Annotated in this window: 24 protein-coding genes; 12 read left to right on the forward strand and 12 right to left on the reverse strand. The window is 68.3% G+C overall.

Annotation, left to right across the window (positions count from 1 at the left end; translation table 11 throughout):
* The first annotated feature begins 19 nt into the window (after window positions 1-19).
* Window positions 20-1,132 carry a porin gene (locus tag BKK80_RS31745; protein ID WP_071072707.1) on the forward strand — a complete coding sequence of 371 codons (1,113 nt, stop codon included), beginning with the start codon at window positions 20-22 and terminating at the stop codon, window positions 1,130-1,132.
* A 91-nt stretch (window positions 1,133-1,223) separates the two neighbouring features.
* On the opposite strand, the gene BKK80_RS35975 is transcribed toward BKK80_RS31745, so the two are convergent.
* Window positions 1,224-1,442: a Tn3 family transposase gene (locus BKK80_RS35975; protein ID WP_418235906.1), complete on the reverse strand. Its 219-nt coding sequence runs from the start codon at window positions 1,440-1,442 to the stop codon at window positions 1,224-1,226.
* A gap of 87 nt (window positions 1,443-1,529) precedes the next feature.
* Between BKK80_RS35975 and BKK80_RS31750 the strand changes: the two genes are divergently transcribed.
* Genes BKK80_RS31750 through BKK80_RS31765 form a run of 4 tightly spaced genes read left to right on the forward strand, consistent with a single transcriptional unit; the run spans window position 1,530 to window position 5,519 of the window.
* A complete protein-coding gene (locus BKK80_RS31750; protein ID WP_071018477.1) occupies window positions 1,530-2,129 on the forward strand; it encodes a GbsR/MarR family transcriptional regulator in 600 nt (199 codons plus the stop codon).
* Window positions 2,130-2,143: 14 nt separating this feature from the next.
* Complete coding sequence (locus tag BKK80_RS31755) at window positions 2,144-3,511, forward strand: cytochrome ubiquinol oxidase subunit I (protein ID WP_071072709.1); 1,368 nt, start codon at window positions 2,144-2,146, stop codon at window positions 3,509-3,511.
* A complete protein-coding gene (locus BKK80_RS31760) occupies window positions 3,508-4,530 on the forward strand; it encodes a cytochrome d ubiquinol oxidase subunit II (RefSeq protein WP_071072711.1) in 1,023 nt (340 codons plus the stop codon). The genes BKK80_RS31755 and BKK80_RS31760 overlap by 4 nt, the downstream gene beginning before the upstream one ends.
* 53 nt (window positions 4,531-4,583) lie before the next feature.
* A complete protein-coding gene (locus BKK80_RS31765) occupies window positions 4,584-5,519 on the forward strand; it encodes an oxygenase MpaB family protein (protein ID WP_071018471.1) in 936 nt (311 codons plus the stop codon).
* 55 nt (window positions 5,520-5,574) lie between these two features.
* On the opposite strand, the gene serC is transcribed toward BKK80_RS31765, so the two are convergent.
* The 4 genes from serC to BKK80_RS37855 form a co-directional block, all read right to left on the reverse strand.
* Complete coding sequence (gene serC / locus BKK80_RS31770; protein WP_071018469.1) at window positions 5,575-6,669, reverse strand: 3-phosphoserine/phosphohydroxythreonine transaminase; 1,095 nt, start codon at window positions 6,667-6,669, stop codon at window positions 5,575-5,577.
* Window positions 6,669-7,934: an ATP-grasp domain-containing protein gene (locus BKK80_RS31775; RefSeq protein WP_071018467.1), complete on the reverse strand. Its 1,266-nt coding sequence runs from the start codon at window positions 7,932-7,934 to the stop codon at window positions 6,669-6,671. Before BKK80_RS31775 ends, serC begins: the two co-directional genes overlap by 1 nt.
* Before the next feature lie 715 nt (window positions 7,935-8,649).
* Window positions 8,650-10,131: an MDR family MFS transporter gene (locus BKK80_RS31780; RefSeq protein ID WP_232346493.1), complete on the reverse strand. Its 1,482-nt coding sequence runs from the start codon at window positions 10,129-10,131 to the stop codon at window positions 8,650-8,652.
* A 309-nt stretch (window positions 10,132-10,440) separates the two neighbouring features.
* Window positions 10,441-12,450 (reverse strand): methyl-accepting chemotaxis protein, encoded by a 2,010-nt coding sequence (locus tag BKK80_RS37855; protein ID WP_071018464.1) that lies wholly within the window; start codon window positions 12,448-12,450, stop codon window positions 10,441-10,443.
* A 920-nt stretch (window positions 12,451-13,370) separates the two neighbouring features.
* On the opposite strand from BKK80_RS37855, the gene BKK80_RS31790 reads away from it, so the two are divergent.
* The 7 genes from BKK80_RS31790 (at window position 13,371) to BKK80_RS31820 (ending at window position 19,778) form a co-directional block, all read left to right on the forward strand.
* Complete coding sequence (locus BKK80_RS31790; protein ID WP_071072713.1) at window positions 13,371-13,700, forward strand: RNA chaperone Hfq; 330 nt, start codon at window positions 13,371-13,373, stop codon at window positions 13,698-13,700.
* 182 nt (window positions 13,701-13,882) lie between these two features.
* Window positions 13,883-15,619, forward strand: a complete 1,737-nt coding sequence (locus tag BKK80_RS31795) for a flagellin N-terminal helical domain-containing protein (protein ID WP_071018460.1) — start codon at window positions 13,883-13,885, stop codon at window positions 15,617-15,619.
* Between the two features lie 124 nt (window positions 15,620-15,743).
* Window positions 15,744-17,261: a flagellar filament capping protein FliD gene (fliD, locus tag BKK80_RS31800; protein WP_071072716.1), complete on the forward strand. Its 1,518-nt coding sequence runs from the start codon at window positions 15,744-15,746 to the stop codon at window positions 17,259-17,261.
* Window positions 17,262-17,285: 24 nt separating this feature from the next.
* Entirely contained in the window at window positions 17,286-17,696 is a 411-nt protein-coding gene (fliS, locus tag BKK80_RS31805) for a flagellar export chaperone FliS (protein ID WP_071018456.1), read from the forward strand.
* 1 nt (window position 17,697) lies between these two features.
* On the forward strand, window positions 17,698-18,027 hold the full coding sequence (locus BKK80_RS31810) for a flagellar protein FliT (RefSeq protein ID WP_071018455.1): 330 nt from the start codon (window positions 17,698-17,700) through the stop codon (window positions 18,025-18,027).
* A 138-nt stretch (window positions 18,028-18,165) separates the two neighbouring features.
* Window positions 18,166-19,485: a flagellar hook-length control protein FliK gene (fliK, locus tag BKK80_RS31815; protein WP_071072718.1), complete on the forward strand. Its 1,320-nt coding sequence runs from the start codon at window positions 18,166-18,168 to the stop codon at window positions 19,483-19,485.
* A complete protein-coding gene (locus tag BKK80_RS31820) occupies window positions 19,482-19,778 on the forward strand; it encodes an EscU/YscU/HrcU family type III secretion system export apparatus switch protein (protein ID WP_071018450.1) in 297 nt (98 codons plus the stop codon). The genes fliK and BKK80_RS31820 overlap by 4 nt, the downstream gene beginning before the upstream one ends.
* A 163-nt stretch (window positions 19,779-19,941) precedes the next feature.
* Here the strand turns inward: BKK80_RS31820 and BKK80_RS31825 are convergent, their stop codons facing one another.
* The 7 genes from BKK80_RS31825 to BKK80_RS31855 all read right to left on the reverse strand — a co-directional run bounded on the left by BKK80_RS31825 (window position 19,942) and on the right by BKK80_RS31855 (window position 26,959).
* Window positions 19,942-21,069 (reverse strand): DegT/DnrJ/EryC1/StrS family aminotransferase, encoded by a 1,128-nt coding sequence (locus BKK80_RS31825; RefSeq protein WP_071073479.1) that lies wholly within the window; start codon window positions 21,067-21,069, stop codon window positions 19,942-19,944.
* A 53-nt stretch (window positions 21,070-21,122) separates the two neighbouring features.
* On the reverse strand, window positions 21,123-22,229 hold the full coding sequence (locus tag BKK80_RS31830) for a class I SAM-dependent methyltransferase (protein WP_157903378.1): 1,107 nt from the start codon (window positions 22,227-22,229) through the stop codon (window positions 21,123-21,125).
* Between the two features lie 111 nt (window positions 22,230-22,340).
* Window positions 22,341-23,495, reverse strand: coding sequence for a class I SAM-dependent methyltransferase (locus tag BKK80_RS31835; RefSeq protein ID WP_071072722.1), 1,155 nt, complete (start codon window positions 23,493-23,495; stop codon window positions 22,341-22,343).
* Window positions 23,492-24,352, reverse strand: coding sequence for a phytanoyl-CoA dioxygenase family protein (locus BKK80_RS31840; protein WP_071018444.1), 861 nt, complete (start codon window positions 24,350-24,352; stop codon window positions 23,492-23,494). The genes BKK80_RS31835 and BKK80_RS31840 overlap by 4 nt, the downstream gene beginning before the upstream one ends.
* Window positions 24,353-24,366: 14 nt before the next feature.
* Window positions 24,367-25,182 carry a cephalosporin hydroxylase family protein gene (locus tag BKK80_RS31845; RefSeq protein WP_071072724.1) on the reverse strand — a complete coding sequence of 272 codons (816 nt, stop codon included), beginning with the start codon at window positions 25,180-25,182 and terminating at the stop codon, window positions 24,367-24,369.
* 126 nt (window positions 25,183-25,308) lie between these two features.
* On the reverse strand, window positions 25,309-25,998 hold the full coding sequence (locus BKK80_RS31850) for a metallophosphoesterase family protein (protein WP_071018441.1): 690 nt from the start codon (window positions 25,996-25,998) through the stop codon (window positions 25,309-25,311).
* Complete coding sequence (locus BKK80_RS31855; protein WP_071072726.1) at window positions 25,979-26,959, reverse strand: ATP-grasp domain-containing protein; 981 nt, start codon at window positions 26,957-26,959, stop codon at window positions 25,979-25,981. Before BKK80_RS31855 ends, BKK80_RS31850 begins: the two co-directional genes overlap by 20 nt.

A 26,959-nucleotide genomic window follows, 5' to 3' on the forward strand; every position in this document is an offset into this window, starting at 1 on the left:
TACTCAGGAGGCATGTGTAATGAAGAAGAAGCTTGGACTCTTAACCTTGCTGGGCGCCGCCTCGGGGCAGGCGGTCGCGCAATCGAATGTCACGCTGTACGGGCTCGTCGACACCAATATCGAGTACGTCAGCAATTTCTCGGCAATCCCACCCACTCAGCAAGGATTCCCTGGCCCATCTCGCAACAGGTTCGCCATGGCCTCCGGCGGGCTGTCCGGCTCGCGCTGGGGTCTGCGGGGCACCGAAGATCTGGGCGACGGCATGAAGTCCCTCTTTGTGCTGGAAAGCGGCTTTTCAAGCGACGACGGCAGGATGCAGCAAGGTGGGCGTCTCTTTGGCCGTCAAGCCTATGTCGGCCTGCAGCGCAACGGCATCGGCACGGTCACGTTCGGGCGCCAGTACACCTCGATTTTCAACGCCTTATCGGATTTCTCCCCGACCAAGTACGGCTCTCAGTACGAGCCTCTCGGCCTTCAGCTCGGTTTGAACTACCGCTCCGACAATGTCGTGAAGTATGTCGGCAGCTTTGGCGGGCTGACCGCCAACGCCTACTGGTCCTTCGGAAACGGTGCCGCAGGTGCCGGCGAAGTTGCCGGCCAGTTCCGTCGCGACACAGGCTATGGTGGAGCGCTCAGTTATGCCGAGGGATCGTTCGGCGCGACCGCCGTCTATGACCAGTACAACCCTACGCTTTCCGCCACGACGGGCGCAACCGGCAGCTTCAGGAAGTTCGCCGTCGCGGCCAGCTACGAGGCGGGTCCGGCAAAACTCATGGGCGGATATCGCTGGGGGCTGAACAAGAGCGCCACCGATGCAATCCTCTTGCGGGATGACTACTACTGGGTCGGCATCAACTACAAGGCAGCCTCTGCCCTCACGCTGACGCTCGGCTACTACTATGACGACGTGAAGAACCTGGCCGGTACAAAGGTCAAGAATCCGTGGCAGCTTTCGTTTATTGCGGACTATGCCTTCTCAAAACGTACGGATATCTATCTCACCACCGCCTATGCCAGGCACTCCGGACTGAACTTTGACACTTCCGCAATCAACTTCGCCAACGGCTATTACCTTGCCGCCGGCAAGAACAGCATGACGGGCGTGGCGATCGGCCTGCGCCACCGGTTCTGATGCCAGCGCGTCGCCAGCACCGTCTGTAGGCGCTGAGTTCCGCGTACTCGTCGCACGGCTCGCTGGAACGTGTGAGCCGCCTCGCCGCGGCTCAAGGCATGCATGCTGCATGCTGCATCTCATGGTGGAACAGAGGATCGGTGGAAGCGTCGATGAGGAAGATCGTGCGGAACAACCGACCGAGATGCACACCAGCCTCATAGACGGGTTGACCTTTCGCCGCCGCGCCGAAGCGCATCAGAGCCCGCACTGTCGAGATAAAACCCGCTAACTGTGGGACGTGGCATGTGGGACGCGACACCCGCGACATCTTGTCCCACCCCGCCCATATGCAGTGCAGCAATCCGCATTCCCCACTAAACTTTCACAAATTACTAAAAATTCAAAACAGACAATCATGCAGCTATCGCCCCTGGTCCAGCGCTTCGTCCTGCATTTCGGCGAGATGGGAAGCCGCTGGGGTATCAACCGCACTGTCGGCCAGATCTACGCGCTGCTGTTCACCGCCGCGCGGCCGCTCAATGCCGACCAGATCGCCGAGGCCCTGGGCTTTTCCCGCTCCAACGTCAGCATCGGGCTGAAGGAGCTGGAGTCCTGGCACCTGGTCAAGCTGAGCCACCAGCCCGGCGACCGCCGCGAGTATTTCTCCGCGCCGGACGATGTCTGGGCCATCTTCCGCACGCTGGCGGAGGAGCGCCGCCGGCGTGAGATCGACCCCACCTTGTCGATGCTGCGCGAGGTGCAGCTCGAATCCCCCGCCGACCCCGACGACCGCCATGCGCAACAGCGCATGACCGAGATGTACCAGTTGATCCTGCTGGTGACGAGCTGGTTCGGCGACATGCAGAGGCTGGATGTCGCCACGCTGGAAAAGCTGATGCGCCTGGGTTCGCGCGTGACGCGGCTGCTGGAGGCCAAGGACAAGCTGAGCGGCGCCCTTGGCGGCAAAGCCACGCGCGCGGCCGGCAGCGGCAAGTCTTCCCGTAGCAAGCAGTAAGGAGTCGCCCCCCCATGTTTTCCGAGCTCGACCCGGTCATGCTGGCGCGCGTGCAGTTCGGCGCCAACATCACCTTCCACATCCTCTTCCCCACCATCAGCATCTCGCTGGCGTGGGTCCTGCTGTTCTTCAAGCTGCGTTTCAACAAGACCGGCGACGCGCGCTGGATGGCCGCCTACCGCTTCTGGGTCAAGGTCTTCGCGCTGACCTTCGCGCTCGGTGTGGTCAGCGGCATCACCATGAGCTTCCAGTTCGGCACCAACTGGCCCGGCTACATGGAGACGGTCGGCAATATCGCCGGTCCGTTGCTGGCCTATGAGGTGCTGACGGCTTTCTTCCTCGAGGCCACCTTCCTCGGCATCATGCTGTTCGGCACGCGGCGCGTCAGCAACCGCGTGCACACCGTCGCCACGCTGCTGGTAGCCGGCGGCACCACGCTGTCGGCCTTCTGGATCCTGGCACTGAACTCCTGGATGCAGACCCCAGCGGGCTTCGAGATGATCGACGGGCGCGCCCACGCCACCGACTGGCTGGCGGTGGTCTTCAACCCGTCCTTCCCCTATCGCCTGGTCCACATGCTGCTGGCCTCGGGCCTGACCGTGGCCTTCCTGGTGGCGGGCATCTCGGCCTACCGCTGGCTGCGCGGCGACCGCGCGCCCGAGGTCCGTTCCACGCTGCGCACCGGCGTCGTGCTGGCGGCGGTGCTGATCCCGCTGCAGATCGTCGCCGGCGACCTGCACGGACTCAACACGCTGCACCACCAGCCGGCCAAGCTGGCGGCGATGGAAGGCATCTGGAAGACCGGGAAGGGCGCCCCGGCGGTGCTGTTCGGCCTGCCCAACGCCAGCACGCGCAGCAACGACTTCGAGATCGCCATTCCCAAGCTGGCCTCGCTCTACCTGACGCACAGCCTCGATGGCGAGATCCGGGGCCTCGACGCTTTCGGCGAGCGCCATCCGCCGGTGGCGCCGGTGTTCTTCGCCTTCCGCATCATGGTGGGGATGGGCCTGCTGATGCTGGCGGTGTCCTGGCTGGCCGCCTGGCAGACCCAGCGCGGACGCGAGCCACGCCGCTGGCTGGCGCGCGCGCTGATGGCCATGACCTTCTCGGGCTGGGTGGCGCTGGTGGCCGGCTGGTACGTCACCGAGGTCGGCCGCCAGCCCTATCTCGTGTACGGCGTGCTGACCACCGCGCAGGCCGCCTCCAAGGTGCCGGCCACCATGATCGGCAGCACCCTGGTGATGTACCTGACGCTCTACGCGGCGCTGATCGCGGCCTATGTCTCGGTGGTGTTCTACCTGGCGCGCAAGGCCGGCGAGGCCGATGCGCAGGCCGATATTCCCCGCGGCATGATGCCCAGCCACTTCCGGAGCGCGCAATGACCGACCTGAGCCAGGCCTCCGGCTGGATGCCGGTGGTATTCCTCGCCCTGATGGGCCTGTCCATGCTGATCTACGTGATCCTCGACGGCTACGACCTCGGTGTCGGCGTGCTGCTGCGCCGTGCCGACGACGCCGAGAAGGACGCCATGATCGCCTCCATCGGCCCCTTCTGGGATGCCAACGAAACCTGGCTGGTGCTGGGCGTTGGCCTGCTGCTGACCGCTTTCCCGCTCGCCCACGGCGTGATCCTGACCAACCTCTACCTGCCGGTGGCGCTGATGCTGGCCGGCCTGATCCTGCGCGGCGTGGCTTTCGATTTCCGCGTCAAGGCGCGTGCCCACCACAAGCCGTGGTGGAATGCCGCCTTCTATGCCGGCTCGCTGCTGGCTGGCTTCTCGCAAGGACTGATGCTGGGCCTGTACATCACCGGCTTCCGCTACGACCTGCCCAACCTGCTGTTCGCCGTGGTGGTGGGCCTGTGCCTGGTGGCGGGCTACTGCCTGCTGGGCGCCGGCTGGCTGGTGATGAAGAGCAGCGGCCGGCTGCAGCGGCGCGCGGTCTACTGGGCACGGCGCAGCCTGTGGCTGACGGCGGTGGGCGTGAGCGCGATCTCGGTGGTGACGCCGCTGGTCAGCGAGCGCATCTTCGACAAGTGGTTCTCGCTGCCGAACCTCATCCTGCTGGCCCCGGTCCCGCTGGTCACGGTAGCGCTGTTCGTCATCGTCGACCGCCTGCTGCGCCGCATGCCGGCGCTGCTGGACGCCGGCAACGAGCGCTGGTGCTGGGTGCCGTTCGCGGCGACCGCCGCGATCTTCCTGATGGCCTTCAACGGCCTGGCCTACAGCCTCTTCCCCTTCCTGGTGGTCGACCGCATCGACATCTGGCAGGCCGCCAGCGCACCGGAATCGCTGGGCGTGATCCTGGTGGGCGCCGCCGTGGTGCTGCCCACCATCCTCGGCTACACGGTCTACGCCTACCGCGTGTTCTGGGGCAAGGCCACCGACCTGCATTATTATTGAAGATGTGAAGCCGGCCGCCCGCGAGGCCGGCCGGCTGCCCTTCCCCGACTTCGATGCAAGGCCTGCACCGTCCCGACCCTTCCCTTGCCAACGGCCTGGCGCCGCGCCTGCTGGCACGGCTGCGCGAGCGCGCCGGCGCCCAGGTGCGCGCGCTCACACGCAGCAATTCCGGCCTGAGCCTCGACTACGACAACCCGCCCGGCGACCCCGGCCTGTTCGGCCCGGCGGCGCTCTGCTGGCGGGTGCACGCGGATTTTCCCGCCATGCTGGCGGGCGGTGTCAGCGCGCTGCTGATGCAGACGCTGCATCCGCTCGCGCTGGCCGGCGTGTGGGACTTCTCCACCTTCCGCACCGACATGCAGGGCCGCCTCGGACGCACCGCGCAGTTCATCGCCGGCACCACCTATGGCAGCCGCGCCGATGCCCTGGCGCTGATCGAGCGCGTGCGGCGCATCCACGCCGGCGTGCGCGGCACCGCGCCCGACGGCCGTGCCTATGCGGCGGACGACCCCGCCCTGCTGACCTGGGTGCACGTGGCGGAAGTCTCCAGCTTCCTGGCCGCCTACCTGCGCTACGTCGGACCGTTGTCGGTGGCCGAGCAGGACAGCTACTACGCAGAGCAGGCGCGTATCGCCGAATTACTCGGCGCCACCGGGGTGCCGCGCACGCGCGCCGCCATCGCCGACTACCTGCAGGCGATGCGGCCGCAGCTGGAAGCCAGCGAGCGCACCCATGAAGTGGTGCGGCTGGTGATGCAGATGCCGGTGGCCAATCCGCTGCTGGTGCCGGCCGTGCGCATCATGGCGGACGCCGGCATCGCCCTGCTGCCCGACTGGGCGCGCCGGCAGCTGGGCCTGCACGGCGCCTCGGTGCGCCGCCCGGCCTCGCTGGCCGGCATGCACCTGCTGGCGCCGGCGCTGCGCTGGGCGCTGGGCCCCGGACTGGCCGCGCGGGCGCGGCGCCGCGCGGCACGCCCGCCGGCATCCTGACGCCGGCACGCCCGGCAGGGCCGCGGCGCTCAGCCGGCAATGCGGCCGGGCAGGTTCAGGCGTGCGCCTGGCAGAAGGACTCCATGGCCTGCGTCAACGTCCGCACCGCCCCTTCGGTGACCGCGTTGTAGAGCGAGGCGCGCAGGCCGCCGATCGACCTGTGCCCCTCAAGCCCGACGATGCCCTGCTCGCGCGCCTCGGCCATGAAGGCCTGGTCGAGCCGCGCATCGCCGAAGGTGAACGCCACGTTCATCTGCGAGCGCCACGGCCGGCTCGCGTGGATCGAGACCGCGTCGCCCAGGCTTTCCAGCGTCTCGTACAGCATGCGCGACTTGCGCTGGTTGATGCGCTGCATCGCCTCCAGGCCGCCGATCTCGTCGCGCAGCCAGCGCGTGACCAGCGTCAGCACATAGATGGCGAACACCGGCGGCGTGTTGTAGTTGGAGCCGTTGGCGATGTGCGTCCTGAAATCCAGGATCGCCGGCAGGCCGGCGGGGATGCGCTCCAGCAAGGAGCGCTTGACGATGGCGACGGTCACGCCGGATGGCCCCAGGTTCTTCTGCGCGTGCGCGTAGATCATGGAATAGCGATCCGTGCGCAGCGGCGCGGAGAGGAAATCCGACGACATGTCCGCGATCAGCGGCACCGGCGCCATCCGCTCCGGCGCGGCGAACTGCAGTCCCTCGACCGTCTCGTTCGACACATAGTGCAGGTAGGCCGCCGCCGGATCGATCTCCAGCCGGTCCAGCGAGGGCAGCTCGCGATAGCCCGTCGCGGCACCATCCCAGACCACCTGGCTCGGACGCACGCGCGCGGCTTCCAGCGAGGCCCGCTTGCTCCAGTAGCCCGAATCGATGTAGGCCGGCGGGCCGAAGCCCTCCCCGGCGAAGTTCATCGGGATCATGGCGAACTGGAGGCTGCTGCCGCCTTGCATGAAGACGACGGCATAGTCCTCGGGCAGGCCGAGCAGGCGGCGCAGGTTGTTCTCCGCCTCGAGCAGGATGTCGCGGAACCACTCGGACCGGTGGCTCATGCCCAGCACGGAGATGCCGGTCTCGGGCAAGGCCGCGATGGCCTGGCGGGTGTGCGCCAGGACGGATTCGGGAAGCGCGCCGGGGCCGCCGGAGAAGTTGAGCTGGTTCGGGTTCATCAGTGGTCGCGATGATTGGTTTCAGGGCTGGACCGGGATGCCGCGCGCAGCAGCATGCCGGCAAACGCTTCGAATACCTTGCGCATCTGCGCTGGCTTGTGGGGGAAGGTGGCGGGGTCGTCCATGTCGTGCACGACCATGGCGGTGGCAACCTCGAAGACCAGCAGGCGGCCATCGGGCGCCTCCGCGCAATCGAAGCCGATATAGTCGAGGCCCGACTGCGCCGCGATGCCTTGCAGCGCGTCGCGATGCCGGGCGGCGAAGCCGGTATCGAAGTCGGCCATGAAGCGGGCCTCTTCTTCCCTGCGCTCCGGGTGGGCGATCATCTCCTCGTAGGGATAGTGGACCATCCAGTGGCGCGAGATACCCATGTGGCAGACGTAGGGCACGCCGTCGATCAGGACGATGCGGTACTTGCGGAAGAGGCCGTCCGCGCCGCTGTAGTCGATGAACGGCGCCACGTAGAACGTATCGGCCTCGGCGCCTTCCAGGTACTGGCGCAGTTCCGCCTCGTCCGCCACCCGCGCGAGGCCCTTGCCGGCGTGGGAGCCGACCGGACGCACGATGAACGGATACTGCCCGTCGACTTCCTGCGACAGGTTCCACTCGCCCCTGGCGGCGGCCAGCAGGCGCTCGCGGCCGACGCGGACCGTATGCGCCATGGCGATGCCGGGCAGCTTGCCCAGCAGGGCATAGGCGGCCTCGCGCGTGGTCAGGGCGATGTGCTCGGGCCGGTTGAGCACCGGGCGCGCCGAGGCGGCGATCAGCTCGGCCGCCCGTCCGAGCGCGCCGGCATTGGCATCCAGCGCGCACGCGGCGACCAGCAGGACATCATGCTCGGGCAAGGCGGCGGGCGGCGCCAGGCCGGGGTCGACATAGAGCGCTTCGACCTGGATGTCCGCGCCGGCGAGCAGGCACTCGAACGGCGTGTTCGCCATCAGGTCGCCCGGCGCCTTCAATGCCAGCAGACGCACGGGCCGCGGTGCCACCGCCTCCTTGAGGCGATAGTGCGTGCGGGTATGGAGCGCGAGTTTCTGGACGTCGAGGGCGGCATCCTTTTCATACTTCATCTCGAGTACCAGGGCCAGGTCCAGCAGGGCCTGCGGATCGTCATGCGCCTGGCAGTACTCGAGCAGGTGCGCGCCGACCGGTGTCAGGTCCTCGCCTGCTACGGCTTTTCTCAGCAACGTGGCCAGTCCGAGCGGCTGGTATGCGGGCGAATGCGGCGGACGCTGGTCGACAGCGTCGGTTTCGATGGGGGTCATGGGTGCCCGGTTGCCTATGGGTTCGGTCGGTTCGGTCGGTTCGGCCGGTGCGGTCCGCGCGGAACGGGCGGCGGCATCGGCCGCCGGCGCGGTCGCCGCGAAACGTTCAGTTGCTGCGGCCTGGACCGGCTTGCGCGCATGCGCCGGAGAAGGAAGCCGCCTCGCTCACATAACCGACCTCCTCCTCGAACCACCCCCGCAGAAGCGAAGCCGACGGCACGCCGCGGCCAAGCGGCGCCGGAACGGGAACCGCTTGCGCACGGGATGAGACCAGCCTCAGCACGACGGCACCACGGCGCCTTGCCTGTTCACTCATACGATTCCTTTCATTGGCTTGTACCGACCGGCAGGCGGGCGGCGGGCAGCGACACGACGCCCGCGAGCATCACGGCGCCGGCCGGGCCGGGTAGTTGGAGCACAAGGGTACCCCTGGCCAGCGGCCCGCAATCGAATGAAAAGACATGGGAATTGACGCAAGCTTGCGTTTGCCGGCCGGAGCGTGGATAGCGCACGCCCCGTGCCCGGGCGGCCGGGCGGACAACGGCCTGCCCGGGTGACATCCGGCCGGGCAACCGCCGAAAGGCGGCGATCGAGGCGGGCCTGGCCGGTGACCGCTGATCCGCGGCCGGCGGTGAGCGCTATCCGACAGCTATCCGGCCGCTATCGGACACCTATCCGACACCTATCCGACAGCTATCGGACTGCAACTCGGCAACTACTCGGCAACCGCGGCGGAACTGCCGGCGGAGCCGCGCAGCGCGGCTTCGGGCAGGCGGGCCACCAGGAAGGGCGACAGCAGCGAGGCCGCCGCGCTGAGCAGGAACAGGGTGCGGAAGGCCTGCTCAGCGGCCTGGCGCACGGCGGCCGCGTCGCCGTCGCCGGCCCCGGACATGGCGCGATGGAACATGCTCATCAGCACGTCTTCGCCCCCCTTGAGTTCGGCCACGCCCACCCCGCTATGGCGCAGCAGGGCGATCAGGATGGTGGTCAGCACGGCCACGCCCACGGCGCCGCCGAGCATGCGCGAGAAGGCCGTCAACGCAGTCGCCACGCCGACCTGGCTGGGCGGCACGGCGTTCTGCGTGGCCACCAGGGCGCTGGGCAGCTGCAGGCCGATGGCCAGCCCCAGCGCACTCATCACCAGCGCGCACAGCCAGGTGGTGCGCGGATCGACGAAGGCCAGCGCCAGGATGGCCACCGGCGCAACCAGCGCCCCCACCAGCTGCAGCGGCTTGTACCGTCCGCTCCAGGACATCAGGCGACCGGAGATGAAGGCGCCGAAGGGGATCGCCAGCGTCAGCGGCACCAGGCGCAGCGCCGCGGTATCGGCGTGGGCGCCGCCCACCACCTGGAAGCGCAGCGGCAGCAGCACCGACATGGCGATCAGCTGGAAGAAGCACAGGAACAGCGTCACGCAGCAGATCGCCACCGTCGGCACCCCCATCATGCCCAGCGGGATCATCGGATCGGTGGCGCGGCGCTCCTGCCACAGGAACAGCGCCAGCCCGAGCACGCCGGCCAGCAGCAGTGCCAGCGAGGCCGGCGCGGTGGCGGCCTGGCCCTGGCCCAGGCGCGTCAGGAACACCAGCAGCCCGCTCAGGCCGCCGCCGAACAGCAGCGCGCCCAGGTAGTCGATGCGGTGGCGGCGCCCGCCCGCGGGCAGGTGGCGCAGCGCACGGCGCACCACCACCAGCGCCAGCAGGGACAGCGGCAGGTTGATCCAGAAGATCCAGCGCCAGGACAGGTAGTGGGCCAGGTAGCCGCCGATCACCGGGCCGGCCATGCTGGCCACCGCCCACACGCCGCTGACATAGCCCTGGTAGCGGCCGCGCTCGCGCAGCGGCACGACGTCGGCGATGGTCGCCTGCGAGACCGAGATCAGGCCGCCGCCGCCGAGGCCCTGCAGGATGCGGGCAAGGATCAGCTGCGGCATGGTCTGCGCCATGGCGCAGGCGAGCGAGGCCAGCAGGAACAGCGCGATGGCGAAGGTCAGCACCGAACGCCGGCCCAGCAGGTCCGACAGCTTGCCGTAGATCGGCGTCACCACGGTGGAGGCGACCAGGTAGGCGGAAATGACCCAGGCCATCACCTCGAAGCCGTTCAGCTGCATGGCGATCTCGGGCAGCACCACGGCGACGATGGACTGCTCCAGCGCGCCCAGCAGGATCGCCAGCATCAGGCCGAAGATCACCTGCATGACCGGCACGCCGGGCGGCGCAGCGGACGAGGGTGCGAGGGAAGGCGAAGCGGAGGCAGGCGCGGCGGCGCCGCCCTGGGCGGACGGCGTGTCGGGGGGACGGACTGTCATGTCGGGAGAGTGCGGCACGGCCGGCCGCGCGGCGAAGCGCGTGAAGACGCGCCGTGAGCCATGCCGCGCCCTGCTGCCCCGGCCGTTGCTGCTGTTTTTTGTGTTGGGGGCAAGCGAAGCCGGTATTGTAGGCTGAAGCCGGCCGCGCTGCCGGCCGCAGCATGGGGCGGCGGGGCCGGCGCGCGGCTGGAAGCTCGGCTAGAAGCTCTCCCAGTCCCCGCTGGCATGCTCCGCACTGGCGGCCCGCCGTGGCGCCTGCGCCACCGGCCGGCCGGCGGCGGGGCGCGACGCCTCGCGCCGGGCCGCTGGCAGCACACCATCCTGCGGCTTGCGCGTCACCGGTGGGCGGGCCTTGCTGGGCAGCACCGGCTGGCGGGCCGGCTCAGCGGCGGCGGAGGGCGCTTCGCTCCCGGTCCTGGCGGCCCTGGCGGACCCGGTGGCCCTGGGAGGCTGGGGGGGCTTGCCGGCCGTTGCGCCCGCATTCGCTCGCGCACGCGCGGGAATCGCCGGGGCGGCGGCCGGGCGCGCCACGGCGGCCCGGCGCGGCGCCGCCGGGGCCGGCGCGGGATCCTGGCGGGTCCATGCGGACGCGGCCAACGCGGATGGCGTGGACGGCGTAGATGGCGCCGCGACCGATACCGGCGCCGCCGGCGCGGCACCGACCTCGAAGCGAGAGGCCTCGTCGACCAGCCGCGCCGCCTGCCCCTTCAGGCTGTCGGCCGCCGCCGCGGCCTGCTCCACCAGCGCGGCATTCTGCTGCGTCACGCTTTCCATCTGCGCCACGGCGCGGTTGATCTGCTCGATACCCGATGACTGCTCCTGGGTGGCGGCCGAGATCTCGCCCATGATGTCGGTCACGCGGCGCACCGACGCCACGATCTCGTCCATGGTGCGGCCGGCATGCTCGACCTGGCGCGCACCGTCGTCCACCTGGCGCCCCGATGCCGTGATCAGCTCGCCGATCTCCTTGGCCGCGGCCGCGGAGCGCTGCGCCAGGCTGCGGACTTCGGATGCCACCACGGCGAAGCCGCGGCCCTGCTCGCCGGCGCGCGCGGCCTCGACCGCGGCGTTCAGCGCCAGGATGTTGGTCTGGAAGGCGATGCCCTCGATCACGCCGATGATCTCGGTCACGCGCGCCGAGGATTGCGAGATGCTCTGCATGGTCTGCACCACCGCGCGTACCGCCTGCCCGCCGGCGTCCGCCACCGCCGACGCGCCGACGGCCAGCTGGTTGGCCTGGTTGGCGTGGTCGGCGTTCTGCCGCACGGTGGAGGTCAACTGCTCCATCGAGGCGGCAGTCTGCTGCAGCGAGGCGGCCTGCTCCTCGGTGCGCTGGGACAGGTCGGTATTGCCGCGCGAGATCTCGTCAGTGGCGGCACCGATCGAGGCCGAGGCGCCCTGCACTCCGCGCGCCAGCGCCGACAATTGGCCGAAGGCACGATTCAGCGCCTCCAGCATGCGGCCCAGTTCGTCGCGCCCGTGCCGGGTGACGGAATGGTTCAGCCGCCCCTGGGCCAGCGCCTCGGCGGCCGCCAGCGCCTCGCGCGCGGCCGCGGTGATGGAACGCGTGATGGCGACCCCGGCCACCACCGCCAGCAGCACCGCCACCAGCGTCAGGCCGGCCAGCAGGTTGCGCGCGGTCGCATAGCTGGTATCGGCATCCCGCAAGGCGCTCACGGCCAGTTCGCGGCCGGTCGCGGCGAGTCCGTTGAGCTGCTCGAAGTAGGGTGCCTGGGCAGCCGGCAGCGTCGCCACCAGCGATGCCCGCGCCCCGGCGAACTCGCCGGAGCGCAACTGCCTCAGCACCATGTCGAGCTGGCCGTTGTAAGTGTCACGCGCCGACTTCAAGGCACGCATGCGTTCCTGCACCTCCGGCCTGCCGCTGGCATTGAGCACGCGATCGAGCTCGTCCAGCGTGGCGGACATCTGCTGGCGCAGGACATCGATCTGATTACCATTGCGCTCCACCGCCGTGGGATCCTCGCTCAGCGTGGCATCGCGCACCATCACCCCGATGGTCAGCGCCGACTCCTTGACCCGGTCCAGGTCCAGCACCTTGAACAAGCGCTGCTCGACAGTCTGGTGCATGGACACATTCAGCGCATGCAGGGAAAACGCCCCGACCAGCGCGACCGCCACCAGCAGTACCGCCACCAGCGCGAAAGCCCCCGACAAGCGGAAGCCGATGCCGACATTGCGCAAACGCATCTGCTCAATCCTCCTCAATCCTCGGTCTCTACGTTATGAACGCACACGCGCCGGCATGGCCCCGCAAGGCAGACGCTGACGCAAGCGGCGCTAACGGCCGCGCCATGCGCCACCTTGAGCGGAAAAACGAATAGAGGGGGAAAGCGCCGCCTGTTCCGCCAATGGGCAGGACAGCGCGGCGCGTCTAATACAGATGAGGTACCCCGGACAACGCCGGAAGCAGGACATCGCGGCTCCGGCCGCGATGTATCCATGCAGCGGGCCAAAAAAAGAAGCCCACGCGCGGGGTGCTCGTAGGCTTTCGAGGACTGCCAAGAGCCGAACGGCTCTGCTGTGAATATAAACGCGCTTACATGAGGTGTAAATCCTGCTTCCATCAGGGAAACCCCGGATGGCGCAGGTGTAGCTTCTGCCACTTTTTTGTGAACGGAAGGATGACGCGCACCTCTTGCCAGCGCAAAGAAGACGCCCCCTCCCGGCCGCCAAGCCTTGCAGCGACGTGGTCCGGGAGTCATGCGCCCGAACCGGCAGCCCGGCACCGGAAGATACCAGCAGATAACATTTCACGGTTCTCACGCTGCGTTTTAGAGGTAAACCTCTAAATGACGAGAGTGAGGACTGAGTCAATCTCCGAAAAACTTTGTTACTCTCGCCGGCTGAAGTGTTCCCCTTCTCTCCTGGCGACACCTCTCGGCCCCAGCCGCAGGGCAGCCCAGCGTCCCGCAACGGACCCTGCCCGATGCGCGCCGAGACGGTCAGCCCCTGCGGCCCTTGCGCCGGCACCGAGAGCGAATGTTTCATCCCTCGCCGCCATCGGGTTGCCGCGGTTTCCGCCCTGCTCTCGCCCGCAGCGAAGCCTGGAACCGATCCCCGAAGCGTAGTCAGCCGCCAGGACCCGTTCGGGCTCTTCCGGAGAAGCCGTGCACAAGAAGGTAACCAGGCCAACCCGCAGCAAGCGAAAACTGCAGTCGCTCCATTACACCGCGCACTACGGTACGCACTCGCCGGTCGTCGTCCATCTCTCCAACGGCGTCCGCCTGCAGGGCCTGGTGCTGCGCATGGACGACTACGTGCTACTGCTGGGCAAGCATGTACAAGACCAGCAGCCGCAGGTGGTATACAAGCACGCCATTTCCTGGGTGATGCCGGCCGCCGCCGCCAACTCTCCCTTCGATGCCCACCGGGACGAGGCCATCAACTCGCCCGAGTTCGTCGATCTCTTCATTCCACGCGGCCGCCGGCGGGGCTAGTTCCCTGCCCGCCGGGCTCCGGAATGCCCCGCTTGCAGATTCGACGCGAAGATCACTCTAAATCTTCTTCCCGCCCTGTCGATAACCCTTGCAACGGAGGCACCACTGATCCTGCAACGCAGGTGGCCAACGTTACGGCACCCGCCGGAATGTGCATATATCACTGGAAATAGGAGCCCACCATGTCAATGGTCATCAATACCAACGTGTTGTCTCTGATGACTCAGAACAACCTGAACGCGTCGCAGTCGAACCTGAGCACTGCGATCCAGCGCCTGTCGTCGGGCCTGCGCATCAACAGCGCCAGCGATGACGCCGCCGGCATGGCCATCGCCGACCGCATGACGTCGAACATCAACGGCATGACGCAAGCGCAGCAGAACGCCAACGACGGCATCTCGCTGGCCCAGACCACCGGTGGCGCCCTGAGCTCGATCACCGACAACCTGCAACGTATCCGCCAACTGACGGTGCAAGCGCAGAACGGCACGAACTCGGCTTCGGACCTGCAATCGATCCAGGACGAAATCACCCAGCGCCTGCAAGAAATCGACCGCACCTCGCAACAGACCCAGTTCAACGGCATCGCCGTGCTGTCGTCCAAGGCCAGCGCAGTCAGCATCCAGGTCGGTGCCAACGACGGCCAGACCATCTCGATCGGCCTGCAGGAAACCAGCACCAAGACCCTGAACCTGACGGGCTTCAGCGTGGCCGGCCAGCAGAACGCCGCCGCCAGCCAGACCGACCTGCAGAACGCCGTCGCCGCCGGCACCGCCGTTCAGGACGCCAACAACAAGAACCTGTACCAGGTCACCACCAAGAACGTGTTCGCGACCTCGGCACAAGTGCTGTCGAACCTGAAGGATGGCGACACCGTTGCAGTGGCAGGCGGCAACACCTACACCTACAACGCAAGCGCCGGCAACTTCAGCTACACGGTCAACACCACCTCGGGTAACGTTGCCGCGCTGGCCAACTCGCAGAAGCCGGCCTTCGGCCAGGCCACCGGCACGTACACCAACCAGACCGGCGCGACCGTGCAGTTCAAGGTCGACAGCTCGGGCAAGCTGACCGCCGCCGACGGCACCACCACGCTGTACGACGACGGCTCGGGCAACCTGACCACCAACAACACGACCGGTTCGTACGCCCAGGCCACGCTGGCATCGACCTTCACCGCCGCGTCGGGCGCCGCTGCCGGTAAGGCAACCATCTCGATCAACGGCACCACCTACAGCTCGGATGGCGCCAACGGCCTGAACAACACCGCCACCGCGACGAGCAGCGACGTGCAAGCGGCCATCCTGGCCGGCGGCTCGGGCAATGCCACCACGGTCACCCTGGGCAAGACCAGCGGCCTGAGCACCACGGTCAAGATCGACGGCGCCAGCGGCAAGACCGACGGCGCCAACGGCGCGACCTCCCAGTACATCGACGCTAACGGCGGCCTGACCAACACCGCCAGCTACACCACCAACTACCTGGTCGACTCGACCACGGGCAAGGTGAGCGTCGCTGCCAACAACGCCAGCACGGTTGCGGCAAACGATCCGAACATCAACGCCAAGGTCGGCCAGACCGCCTACGTGGATGCTTCGACCAACGCCTTCACCACCGCCGCTCAGTCGTCCACCGGCGCTTCGACGGCCGACCCGCTGACCGCCATCGACAAGGCCCTGGCCGCCGTCGACAAGCTGGCTTCGAGCCTGGGCGCGGTGCAGAACCGCCTGTCCTCGGCCCTGACGAACCTGGGTACCAGCATCACCAACATGAGCTCGGCCCGTTCGAACATCCAGGATGCCAACTACGCGACGGAAGTGTCGGCGATGACCCGTTCCAACATCCTGCAACAAGCCGGTACCTCGGTGCTGGCCCAGGCGAACCAGTCGTCGCAAAGCGTGCTGAAGCTGCTGCAGTAAGCTGAAGCCCCGCCAGCGCGGGGCCGGACGCCAGTCCGGCCCCGCGCGGGAGCATTTCCGCAGGGCTCCGGCCCTGCGAAAGTCCTTCCTTTCCTGATGGGTTCGGCCAAGCCAGGAACACCCCATGACGACCACCTCCTCGACCTCCAGCAGCTCCAGCCCCCTGATCACGTCACTCGGGGTCGGCTCCGGCCTGGACCTGAGCACCCTGCTGACCCAGCTGACCACGGCCGCGCAGACGCCGCTGACGCAGATCAAGAACCAGGAGACGGCCTACCAGACCAAGCTGTCCGCCTATGGCCAGCTGCAGAGCATGCTGACCGCCTTCCAGACCACGGCGCAGCAGCTCTCCAAGCCGAGCTTCTTCAATTCCACCACTGCCACCTCCAGCAATGCCGGCACGGTGGGCGCGACCTCCAGCACGAGCGCGGTGGCAGGCAGCTATGCGGTCAACGTGACGCAGCTCGCGCAATCCCAGTCGCTGGTCAGTACCGGCCAGGCCAGCCAGACGGCCAGCACCATGACCGGCACCATCCACATCAACCTGGGCACCATCTCCGATCCGAACAACACGCTCAGCAACGGCGTCTACGGCAATGGCACGACCTTCGCCGCCAAATCGGGATCGAGCGGCGTCGACATCACGATCGACAGCAGCAACAACACGCTGCAGGGCATCGCCGGTGCCATCAACAAGGCCAACGCCGGCGTCACCGCCAGCATCATCAACGACGGCTCGGGCACGCCCTACCGCCTGGTGCTGACTTCGAACGCGACCGGCGCCAACAGCAGCATGCAGATCACGACGAGCAACGAGTCCGGCAGCGGCGCCTCGCTGTCGTCCCTGCTCGGCTATGACCCCACCGGGGGCAGCGCGCAGAACATGCAGCAGGTGGTGGCCGGGCAGAACGCGAAGATGACGGTCAACAACATCGCGATCCAGAGCGCCAGCAACAGCGTCACCGATGCCATCCAGGGCGTGACCTTGTCGCTGTCGCAGACCGGCGCGTCGACCGTGGCGGTGAAGCAGGACACCAAGACGATCGAAACCGGCGTGCAGTCCTTCGTCACCGCCTACAACAACCTGCAGAGCACCATCACCAGCCTGTCGGCCTATGACGCCAGCACCAAGACGGCCCAGCCGCTGACCGGCGACTCCACGCTGCAGGTGCTGCAGCAGCAACTGCGCTCGGTGCTCAACGCCGCGCAGAGCGGCAGCGGCAGCGGCGCAAACGCGATCAAGACGCTGGCCCAGGCCGGCGTCACCTTCCAGAAGGACGGCACGCTGTCTTTCGACTCCACCACGCTGGACAGCGCGCTGTCCAGCAACCCGAACGGCGTGGCCGCGCTGTTCGCCAACACCAACGGTGTCAGCGGCTACGGCAACCAGATCAATTCGCTGGTCACCAGCATGACCGGCACCAACGGCGCCCTCACCGCTGCGACCAACGGCATCAACCAGACGCTGACGAGCCTCAGCTCCCAGTACACGGCCTTGCAGGGCACCATCAACGCGCAGATCCAGAACTACCAGACGGAGTTCAGCCACCTGGACGTGCTGATGTCGCAAATGCAAAATACCAGCAGCTATCTCACGCAGCAGTTCAACGCGATGACCAAGAGCAGCAGCACCTCGGGTTGATCGCCGGAGCCGGAGCCAAGAATCATGTATGCACGCAATGCCGCCAATACCTACGCCAAGATCGGCGTGCAGACCGGGGCCATGTCGGCCAGCCCCCAGCAGTTGATCACGATGCTGTACGATGGCGCCCGCGGTGCCATCGCCCGCGCCAAGTTCCACATGGCCGACGGCAACATCGCCGACAAGGGCAAGGCCATCGGCCATGCCATGCGGATCATCGACAACGGCCTGCGCGCCTCGCTCGATCATGAGGCGGGCGGCGACATCTCGGCCAGCCTGGAACAACTCTACGAGTACATGTCGCGCCGCCTCTTCCAGGCCAACCTGAACAACGACGCGACCATCCTCGAAGAAGTGGACCGCCTGCTGGAGAACCTGGCCTCGGCCTGGGCGCAGATCGCCGCGACGCCGCAGCCGGTCGCCATGGAGTCCTGACATGCCGGCAAGCAGCCCGATCCTTGCCTGCTACGTGGAACTGGAGGCGCTCGCCAAGCGCATGCTCGGCGCCGCGGAAGCTGGCAGGATGGACGATGTCTACGCGCTGCAGGAGTCCTACCTGGCGCGCGTGGAACACCTGAAGACCCTGGACCACGACGCGCCCGCCAGCGTGGACGAACGCGACCGGCGCCGCGGCCATCTCGAGCGCATCCTGGCCTGCGACGCGGCCATCCGCGACCTGCTGATGCCCGAATGGAACCGCCTGAGCGACCTGCTGCGCAACAGCCGCCGCCAGCGCGACCTGCACCAGGCCTACCAGCCCGCCTGAGTTTCCCGCCGCCCTCGGCCCGAGCCCCCCCCCTCGAACCCGTCCCCCGTCCCCGCACCGCGCCCGGCCGCCCCCGGCGCCCGCCACCCGGCAATGCGGAACGGTCCAGGGCACAACGCGGCCTGACGAACGCCAGCCATGACCAGCATCCCGTCCTTGCCCGACCCTTCGCTGCTGACCGGCGCTTCGGCCTCGCAAGTCCGCTCCGCCCTGACCGCGTCGCGCCTGGCCACGCTGCTACCCCTCTCCGATGTGCCGGAAAGCGGGATGCAGAGCACCAGCGGCGGCACCGTGGAAGCGCGCGGGCTCGGCCAGGCCACCGCCGCCGGCACGCCCGGCGGCCCGCTCGCTGCGGGCGGCTCCACGCGCGAGACCTTGAGCTGGACCGCGCGCACGATCCTCGACCTGGTCGAGCGCACCGACGGCACGGCGGTACGCGGCGGCCAGCCCCTGCTGCCGGCCGCGCCGGCCGGGGCCGCAGCCGCGGCCACGCTGCGCAGCGCGCTGACGATGCTGGTCAACCAGAGCGGCATGTTCTACGAGAGCCATCTGGCGCAGTGGTTCAACGGCGCGCGCTCCCTCGATGCGCTGCGCCAGGAACCGCAAGGCCGTCTGCCGGCCGCACCGCGGCCGGACGCGCAGGATGGCGCCGCCGCCGGCACGACGGCGCAGGCAGCGCAGGCGGCGCCCGCGGCCACGCCCGACGCCCGCCCCGCCCCCCCGGTGCTGCTGCTGCCGGCCCCCACGCCAGCGCCAGCACCAGCGGATGCGGCCGCCCGCCCGGCGCTGCCGGCCGGCGAGACACTGCTGGCCGCCCAGCCCGACGGCGACACCGATGCAGCGAGCCACAGCCCACCCCGCCCCGCCCAGCCGGATGGCCACGCGGCCCAGCCCGGCGCGGCAGCGCCGAGGCCCGGCAACCTCGCCGCCGAAGCCTACGCGGCGGTCGCCCGCGGCACCGCGCGCCCGGCGCGTGAACTGCAGGCAACGGGCAGCGACAGCGCCGCGCAACCGGCCCGCGCCGGCGTGCCCGACGCCCAGGAGGCGGCGCGCGGCGCGGCTCCGATCATCCATCCGGCCAGCGAGAACCTCGTCAGGCAGCAGCTCGACCTGCTGGCCAGCCAGCAGTTCCGCTGGACCGGCGAAGCCTGGCCCGGCGTTCCCCTCGACTGGGAAATCCAGCCGCAGACGTGGGACGACACCGGCGGCGGCGCGACGGACCGCGCCTGGTCGACGCGGCTGCGCCTGACATTGCCCAATCTCGGCGAAGTCGAGGCGCGCCTCAGCCTGCACGGTACCGGCCTGCAGGCGCTGCTGCTGACCCCCGACCGCGCGGTCGCCACCCGCCTGAATGCCGAGCGCTCCGCGCTGGCGGGCAATCTCTCGGCCAATGGACTGGTACTGATGCGGCTGGACGTCGAGGCCCTGCCGGCGAGCACGCAGGAGGCCGCGCCATGAACGGATCCGATGGACAGGATGCACGCGCGGCCGCCGTCGCGCTGCGCTACGACCCCGAGCATGGCCGCGAAGCCGCCCCGCGCGTGGTCGCCAAGGGCTATGGTGTGGTCGCCGATGCGATCATCGCGCGCGCCAAGGAGGCGGGCGTCTATGTGCACGACTCGCCGACGCTGCTCAACCTGCTGATGCAGGTTGACCTGGATGCGCAGATTCCGCCCGAACTGTACGTTGCCGTGGCCGAGCTGCTGGCCTGGCTTTACCGGCTGGAGCAATCGTCGCCCGAGGCGGGCTGACGCCGACGGTGCCGCGGGCGCTGCGCCACCGGCCCGATCGGTGCATCGGGCGCGCCGGGCGCATCCGGCGCGACACCTCCTGCCACGCGCCCTGCCCCGGACCTCCGCCCGGCGCCTTCGCCATCGAGCCGGCCACCCGCTTGCGGAGAGCCGATGCCTCGCTTCAGGCCGAGGCCAGCAGCCCCTCCAGCTCCCGCGCCACGCGCTCCACGTCGGCACGCTCGAGCTGCAGGCCGGAAGGCAGGTTGATCGCATGCGGCCCGATCTCGTAGCAGACGCGGTTGCGTTCACGCGCCTGCAAGGCCGAGGCGCTGCCGGCATAGGCCTGCAGGCTGCTCAGCGGGCTGAAAAAAGGGCGTGTGTCGATGCCGCGCTCGGCCAGGTGCCGGATCGCGGCGACCTTGCCGCCCAGGCGCTCGGGCAGCACCGCCGTGACCATCCAGTAGCTGTTGCGCACATGCGGCGGCTCGCTGTTGAGCGTGATGTCTGAGCAGCCGTCCAGTGCCTCGCGGTACCAGGCGAAGATCTCGCGCTTGCGCGCCACCAGTTCCTCGATGCGCTCGATCTGCGCCAGCCCGAGCGCCGCCTGCAGGCTGCTCATCTTGTACTTGTAGCCGACCTCGCGATTGTCGAACAAGGTGTCGCCGGGCTGGCGGCCGTGGTCGCGCAGCACCAGCACGCGGCGGTAGATGGCATCGTCATCGGTGATCAGCATGCCGCCTTCGCCCGTGGTCAGTGTCTTCGAGCCATGGAAGCTGAAGGTGCCGACCGCGCCGAGCGTGCCGGCCGCGCGGCCCCGGTACTGCGAGCCGGCGGCCTCCGCGGCGTCTTCGATGACGGCAATGCCATGGCGCCTGGCCACCGCGTGCAGCGCCTCGTAGTCCGGCATGCCGCCGTACAGGTCGACCGCGATCAGCGCCCGCGTGCGAGGCGTCACGCAAGCCTCCACCGCCTCGGCCGACAGGCACCAGGTGTCGCGCTCGATATCCGCGAACACCGGGGTCGCGCCGACGTAGCTGATCGGCGCGGCACTGGCGATCCAGGTGCAGTCCGGGACGATCACCTCGTCGCCCGGGCCGATGCCCAGAGCCAGCAGCGACAGGTGGAGCGCCGACGTGCACGACGGCAGCGACACCGCATGCCGCACGCCGTGGTAGTCGGCGAAGGCACGCTCGAAGCGCTCGTTGTAGACATTGGCGTTCGACAGCCAGGCATGGGAGACCGCGTCGGTCACATAGGCGATCTCTCGCTCGGTGATGGAGGGGCCGGAGACGTGGATGCGTTTCATCATGGACAGGAGGTTCGGGACATGGGCCACGGGCGCCAGGCGCGCCGTGGACACCTTCAGAGATAGAGGAAGTCCAGCCCGCGGCTGCGCCAGCTCTCGACCGACTCGATGGCGGCGCGCGCATTGCGCGGATTGACGCCAACCAGGACTCGCCGCACCCCGGCGGGCAGCGCTTCCGGCGGCACCACCGGTCTGCCCCAGCAAGGCCGTCCGTACAGATGCACGTTGCGGTCGACGAAGCAGGTGACGTGATCGATCGAAGCCAGGCTCGCGGCGACGAAGTTGCCGTAGAAGCCGGCGCCATAGATCGCGCTGGCGCCCTCCGCGCGCTGCTCGAAGACCTGCACGCGCGTGGCGGCCTCGCGCCAGTAGCGTGCCATCTCCAGCGCCGCTGCCTCCAGCCCGGCTATGGCGGCCGCGTCCGGCGGCACCACGGCGCCCTGCGCCTGCCTGGCCCGCCGCGCCGTCACGACGAACACGACGTCGTGGGACTGTTCATCCACCTGTACGTCGGTGAAACCATTCGCGACCAGCAAATGGCGCAATGACTCCGGCGTGAAGTGGTTGAGATGGTCTGCGACGATGAAGTCGCCGATATTGCGCCTCACGTTGGGAACGGTGAAGTGGAAGGTACCGTCCGGCGCCAGCAGCGCACGGATCTCTGCCAGCACCTGGGCGAGCCGCGGGATATGTTCCAGCGCGAAGAACGACAGCACCACGTTCATGGAGCCCGCCCAGGCAGGATCAACGCGGTGCGTCGCCCATCGGGCCGGGACCGGGAAACGCTCCCACAGCGGGATGTACTTGTCCGTCACGTCGAACAGGAAGGGTACGATGCCGGGTGCCAGTGTCGCCGCGACGCGCAACGTGTCAGCCTTGGCGCAACCATAGTCGAGCACACGGCAACCGGGCCGCAGTTCGACCTTGGACAGCAGCACCCTGGCCTGGTGCTCGGCCAGCGCTACCGGCCTGCCGTCGACGATGGTGTACTCGGTGGTGGTAAGAATCTCATAGGAATTGGCGTAGTAGTCCGCCAGGTCGAGCAGCTCGCCGGTCTGCAGATGACCGCAGTGGCGGCAGAAGTACACCTCGGTGCGTCCCGCCACACGCGAGTTCATCGTGGTGAACGAGCTATCGCTGGCCGAACGGTAGATCGGTGCCACCAGCGGGGTCCCGCATACATTGCAATCACATGCCACTGTCATTCCCCCGCGCCGCTGCGCGGCGCTGCGTTGATCGATCGGCGGTCCGCCCGCCGGAGCGCTGCGGGCGCCTCAGAGATAGAAGAAGCTGATGCCGCGGCCACGCCAGGCCTCGACGGCCTCGATCGCGCCGCGCGCGGCGCGTGGGTTGACGCCCACCAGCACGCGCCGCACATTCTCGGGCAGCTCGTCCGGAGCCACCACGGGACGGCCCCAGCAGGCCTGCCCGTGCAGATGCGTGTTGCGGTCGACGAAGCAGTCCACGCGCTCGGGCGACGCCAGGCTGGCCGCGATGAAGTTGCCATAGAAACCCGCCCCGTAGATGGCGCAGGGCCCGTCGCCGTCCGCCTCGAAGGCACGGATCCGCGCCGACGCCTCGTTCCAGTACGCCGACATCTGTCGCGCCGAGGCTGCCAGCGCCCCCAGTTCCACCGCGTCCGGCAGCGGCGGCCGCGGCACCGGTGCTGCGGCCAGCCGCGCCGTCACCACCAGCGCGGCATCGTGCGCTTCGTCGTCGACCTCGACGGCATCGAAGCCGTTGGCAGCCAGCAGGTAGCGCATCGAGGCCGGCGTGAAATGATTCACGTGGTCGGCCACGATGAAGTCCGCGGCATTGCCCAGTACGTTCGGCACCACCAGGTAGAAGGTGCCGCCCGGCTTGAGCAGCGCCTTGATGTCGGCCAGCGCCCGCTCCAGCCCGGCGATGTGTTCGAATGCGAAAAAAGACAGCACCACGTCCATGCCTGCCGCCCAGGCCAGATCGACCTGGTGGGTCGCCCATTGCGTGGGCACCGGGAAGCGCTCCCAGTACCCGACGTACTTGTCGGTCACATCGAACAGGAATGGCCGGATCTCCGGGCTGGTGGCCACCACCTTGCGCAGCGTCGCGGCTTGCGCGCAGCCGTAGTCCAGCACCCGGCAGCCTGGCGGAAACTCGACCTTGGCGCGCAGCACTCGGGCCTGATGATCGGCGCGATAGACCGGCTGGCCGTCGACGATCTGGTACAACTGGTCAGCCTCCGCGCTGGCCAGGTTGATTTCGTAGACCTTGGCATAGTAGTGGGCCAGGTCCGGCAGCTCACTGGTCTGCAGGTGGCCGCAGCGGGCGCAGAAATGGACCTCGGTGCGGCCGCCGACCGGGGTGTTCATCGTGGTGAACGAGCGATCGCCGGCAGACCGGTAGACCGGCTCGCCCAGCGCGCCCGCGCAGACATTGCAGCAATTCACGAGTCCCCTTCCTTGACGAAGTATTCCTGGAACAGCGCTTCCACTTCAGCGCCCGCGCTGATCGACGGCTTCCAGCCCAGCCGCATGCCGTAGTCATCGCGGAAGTTGAAGAAGCGCGACTGCATCGACCAGCGCGCCTCGCTCGAGACGTTGAATCCCGATTGGTGGATCACCAGGAAATCCAGTACGATCAGGTCGCCTGGGCGCGTCAGCGGCGCGACCTGCTCGTAGCCCGCAGCCACCTGCTCGTCGTCGACGATCCCGATGCGGTAGGCGCCGGCCTTGGCCGCGCCGGCGCCGCTCTTGCTGCAACGGCGGATGCCGTCGCGATGCGAACCGCGGCACACCACCACGGGCCCGAGTTCCGGCGTCAGCGCGCGCAGCGGGCTCCACAGCACGATGCCGTCGACGCTCTGCGGCTGGAAAATGAACTCCTGGTGCCAATGGCTGCGGAACTGCTCTTCATGCGGCCGATCGATGCGGATGCCGTAGCTGGCGCCACCGATGCCGGCCAGGTCGGTGTTACGCAGCTGCTTGAGCAGTGCTTCCGACTTCTCTGCCGCGACCAGGCGCAGGAAGGCGGGAATCTGCTTGACCAGGTCGTAGACTTCGCCGCCCAGCCGCCGGTCGTGCGCGACCAGCCGCTCATAGCCCGCATCGAAGCACTCGGGCCGAAAGTCGCCGCGAGCCAGCGCGACGCCATGCCGCTGCGCCACCAGGCCGATGATCTCGTGGATCGCCCGCTGGATCGGCAGGATCTCGCGTTCCACGTCATAGAAGCCGCGCAGCACCAGCACACCGTCTCGCGCGAACGCCTGCCGCATGGCGCCATCCAGCCCCGCCGACACCGCCTCCATGTCGCCCTCCCCCCTCACACGCGCTTCAGGTAGCCGTCCGGCGCCACGGTGATCTGCAGCTTCGTCTCGAGCGCGAGATCGATCTCGAAGTGCAGGTCCTCACCGTCAACGCCCTGCGCCGGCTCGCGCTTCAGCGCTTCCAGATAGGCCCATACCGCGGTCTTCGGGCTATTCCCCTTGCCCCATGGACGATCCGCCGAGAGATGCGGTGCCTGGTCCTCGACCAACGTATCGAACACAACGCAGTAGCTGCCGCGGCTGGTCAATGGCGCGTAGGCCTGCAGTTCCGCCAGCACGTGATCGTGGGTGTGGTTCGAGTCCAGCATGACCAGCACGCGCTGGTAGCCGGCGGCGCGGCGGCGGACTTCCGTGACGACGGCGGGGTCGATGCTCGAACCTTGCAACATGTCGATCTTGTGTGACAGCGGATGACGCTCGATCTCGGCGCGGTTGTGGGCGCGGATGTCGATATCCAGCCCGAGCACTCGGCGATGCGAGGCGCGCGGATCGAAGGCGGTGCCCGCTTCGACCGCCTCGCAATAGTCGAGCATGGCCAGCATGGAGGCGCTCAGGATGAGCGAACCACCATGGGCGATGCCGGTCTCGATCACCAGGTCGGGACGCACTTGCCAGATCAGTTCCTGCACCGCCACGATGTCCTGCGGATACTGGATGATCGGACGTCCCAGCCAGCTGAAGTTGTAGCAATACCTGCCTGCCGCGGCCACCTTCTGCATCCAGTCCAGCGAGGCGCCACGCAGCGAAGAGTCGGCGCCGAGCCGGCGGATGTTGTCTTGTACTTCCTGTTGGAATTGCTCAATCGGATTCATGTCGTTCCCGCTTGCGTTCCGGCGCGCTTCCTGTCACGGCGCGCCGCTGTCGTTTAGCCTCTTGCTGCCCTTCCCCACGCGCCGGTAACCGGTGCCCCGCCGTGTGCGTCAGTGCGCCGATTCCCGTCAATATTCGATGGCAACCTTGTCGATGCGCCCGCCGATCTGAGCCCCCTGGTACAGGCAGGACGCATAGTGCGGCGGGAACCCCGCGCGCGCCATCGCCTCTGCTGTCTGCGCGATGTCATAGGCGACCCGCTGCAGGCGGATCTCTTCTCCGTCCAGCACCGCGAACGCCGCACGCGGATCGCCATCGCGCGGCTGGCCGACCGAGCCGGGGTTGCAATAGGTCCGCTCGCCGATGACCGCCAGCGTCTGCACATGGGTATGGCCGGAAAACAGCCTCCTGGCCTGCGCCGGCACGGTCTGCGCATCGATGCGGTAGAGGTACTCATCCATCGGGTCGTTCCAACCGCCATGCACGAAGCGGTTGTCGCCTTCGGCATGCATCGGCACCGACTGCTCCAGCCAGGCGCGTTGCTCGGCGCTGACCACGCCTCGCTGGTAGGCGATGATCTCGCTGACCAGGCGCGAGCGCGGGCAGTCGACCGCCGAGACCAGGTAATAGTCATGGTTCCCCATGACGTTGAGCGCGCCCAGTTCGCGCAGCAGGTCGATGCATTCGCCGGGCTGCGCGTAGTAGCCCGCGACGTCGCCCAGCGAGAGAAAGCGGTGGCAGCCGAGCCCGCGCGCGGCGTCGACCACCGCGCGCAATGCCGGCAGGTTGCCGTGGATATCAGAAAGAATCGCCAGCATATTCGACGAAGTCCTCCGCGTAGCGCCAGGCGCGCCCCGCTCGCAGCACCGGCGTGGCAGGACGGCGCGCGTGCGCGTAGAAGTCCACCGCCATGACGGCCTCGTTGTATCCGAAGGCCGTGCGCAGCGAGGCACTGCTGGAAAAGCGCGGATTGATCTCGAGCAGGTAAGCCTGCCCGGCCTCCACGCGGAACTGGAAATTGGTCGGACCGAGCGGACGCAGATGGCGCACCAGGGTCCCTGTAGCGGCCACCACCGCCGGCTCGTGCGCGGTCTCGGCGAAAGCGGTGTTGCCCGCCTGGGCCAGGCGCCGGCGCATCACGATGGGGGGCAGCGCCTCACCGTCGCCAAAGCCGAACACGCCGACGGTGTACTCCTCGTCGTCGCTGCCGACGATGCGCTGGACCAGGTTGTTGCCGCCATGGCGGCCGCGCCAGTAGGCATGGTCCGCAGCGTCGTGCAAGCGCACCACGCCGCGCGAACCGTTGCCGTCACGCGGCTTCATCAGCAGGGGGGCGGGACCGAGAGCCGACAGCAGCATCTCCCAGTCACCGTCCTGCCGTGTCGGGATGGCCGGCAGTCCGAGCGACGCGACCGCCTGGCCGCAATGCCACTTGTCAGCCGACAAGGCGATCAGTTCACTACGATTCAGCGCCAACGGCACGCCCAGCCCGGCGAACAGCTCGCGCTGGCTGTCGAGATAGAGCACATCGAGTTCGAGTGCCGGAAGCACCAGGCCCACCTGCTCGGCACTGGCCAGCTCGCGCCAGAAGCGCCGGTAGGCTGGATCCGACTCGTCGCAGCGCGGCTTGGCGTGGAAGGCATCGCACAGCGAGCGGCCCACGCTGTCCGGGTTGCGATCCACCCCGACCACGCGCAGCGGCAGGCCGCTGGCGCGCAGGCTGCGCACCACGCCTTGCCCGATGATGGCTCCGACACCGGTGACGACGACGGTCAGCAC

This window comes from Cupriavidus malaysiensis (genome assembly GCF_001854325.1).
Lineage (GTDB): Bacteria > Pseudomonadota > Gammaproteobacteria > Burkholderiales > Burkholderiaceae > Cupriavidus > Cupriavidus malaysiensis.

Coding starts and splice junctions, on each gene's coding strand:
- BKK80_RS31820 (WP_071018450.1), top strand. CDS start 19,482: ATGAACGGATCCGATGGACAGGATGCACGCGCGGCCGCCGTCGCGCTG.
- fliS (WP_071018456.1), top strand. CDS start 17,286: ATGTATGCACGCAATGCCGCCAATACCTACGCCAAGATCGGCGTGCAG.
- BKK80_RS37855 (WP_071018464.1), bottom strand. CDS start 12,450: ATGCGTTTGCGCAATGTCGGCATCGGCTTCCGCTTGTCGGGGGCTTTC.
- BKK80_RS31755 (WP_071072709.1), top strand. CDS start 2,144: ATGTTTTCCGAGCTCGACCCGGTCATGCTGGCGCGCGTGCAGTTCGGC.
- BKK80_RS31750 (WP_071018477.1), top strand. CDS start 1,530: ATGCAGCTATCGCCCCTGGTCCAGCGCTTCGTCCTGCATTTCGGCGAG.
- BKK80_RS31760 (WP_071072711.1), top strand. CDS start 3,508: ATGACCGACCTGAGCCAGGCCTCCGGCTGGATGCCGGTGGTATTCCTC.
- BKK80_RS31745 (WP_071072707.1), top strand. CDS start 20: ATGAAGAAGAAGCTTGGACTCTTAACCTTGCTGGGCGCCGCCTCGGGG.
- BKK80_RS31795 (WP_071018460.1), top strand. CDS start 13,883: ATGTCAATGGTCATCAATACCAACGTGTTGTCTCTGATGACTCAGAAC.
- BKK80_RS31825 (WP_071073479.1), bottom strand. CDS start 21,069: ATGATGAAACGCATCCACGTCTCCGGCCCCTCCATCACCGAGCGAGAG.
- BKK80_RS31780 (WP_232346493.1), bottom strand. CDS start 10,131: ATGCAGGTGATCTTCGGCCTGATGCTGGCGATCCTGCTGGGCGCGCTG.
- fliK (WP_071072718.1), top strand. CDS start 18,166: ATGACCAGCATCCCGTCCTTGCCCGACCCTTCGCTGCTGACCGGCGCT.
- BKK80_RS35975 (WP_418235906.1), bottom strand. CDS start 1,442: ATGTCGCGGGTGTCGCGTCCCACATGCCACGTCCCACAGTTAGCGGGT.
- BKK80_RS31845 (WP_071072724.1), bottom strand. CDS start 25,182: ATGAATCCGATTGAGCAATTCCAACAGGAAGTACAAGACAACATCCGC.
- BKK80_RS31775 (WP_071018467.1), bottom strand. CDS start 7,934: ATGACCCCCATCGAAACCGACGCTGTCGACCAGCGTCCGCCGCATTCG.
- serC (WP_071018469.1), bottom strand. CDS start 6,669: ATGAACCCGAACCAGCTCAACTTCTCCGGCGGCCCCGGCGCGCTTCCC.
- BKK80_RS31850 (WP_071018441.1), bottom strand. CDS start 25,998: ATGCTGGCGATTCTTTCTGATATCCACGGCAACCTGCCGGCATTGCGC.
- fliD (WP_071072716.1), top strand. CDS start 15,744: ATGACGACCACCTCCTCGACCTCCAGCAGCTCCAGCCCCCTGATCACG.
- BKK80_RS31810 (WP_071018455.1), top strand. CDS start 17,698: ATGCCGGCAAGCAGCCCGATCCTTGCCTGCTACGTGGAACTGGAGGCG.
- BKK80_RS31765 (WP_071018471.1), top strand. CDS start 4,584: ATGCAAGGCCTGCACCGTCCCGACCCTTCCCTTGCCAACGGCCTGGCG.
- BKK80_RS31840 (WP_071018444.1), bottom strand. CDS start 24,352: ATGGAGGCGGTGTCGGCGGGGCTGGATGGCGCCATGCGGCAGGCGTTC.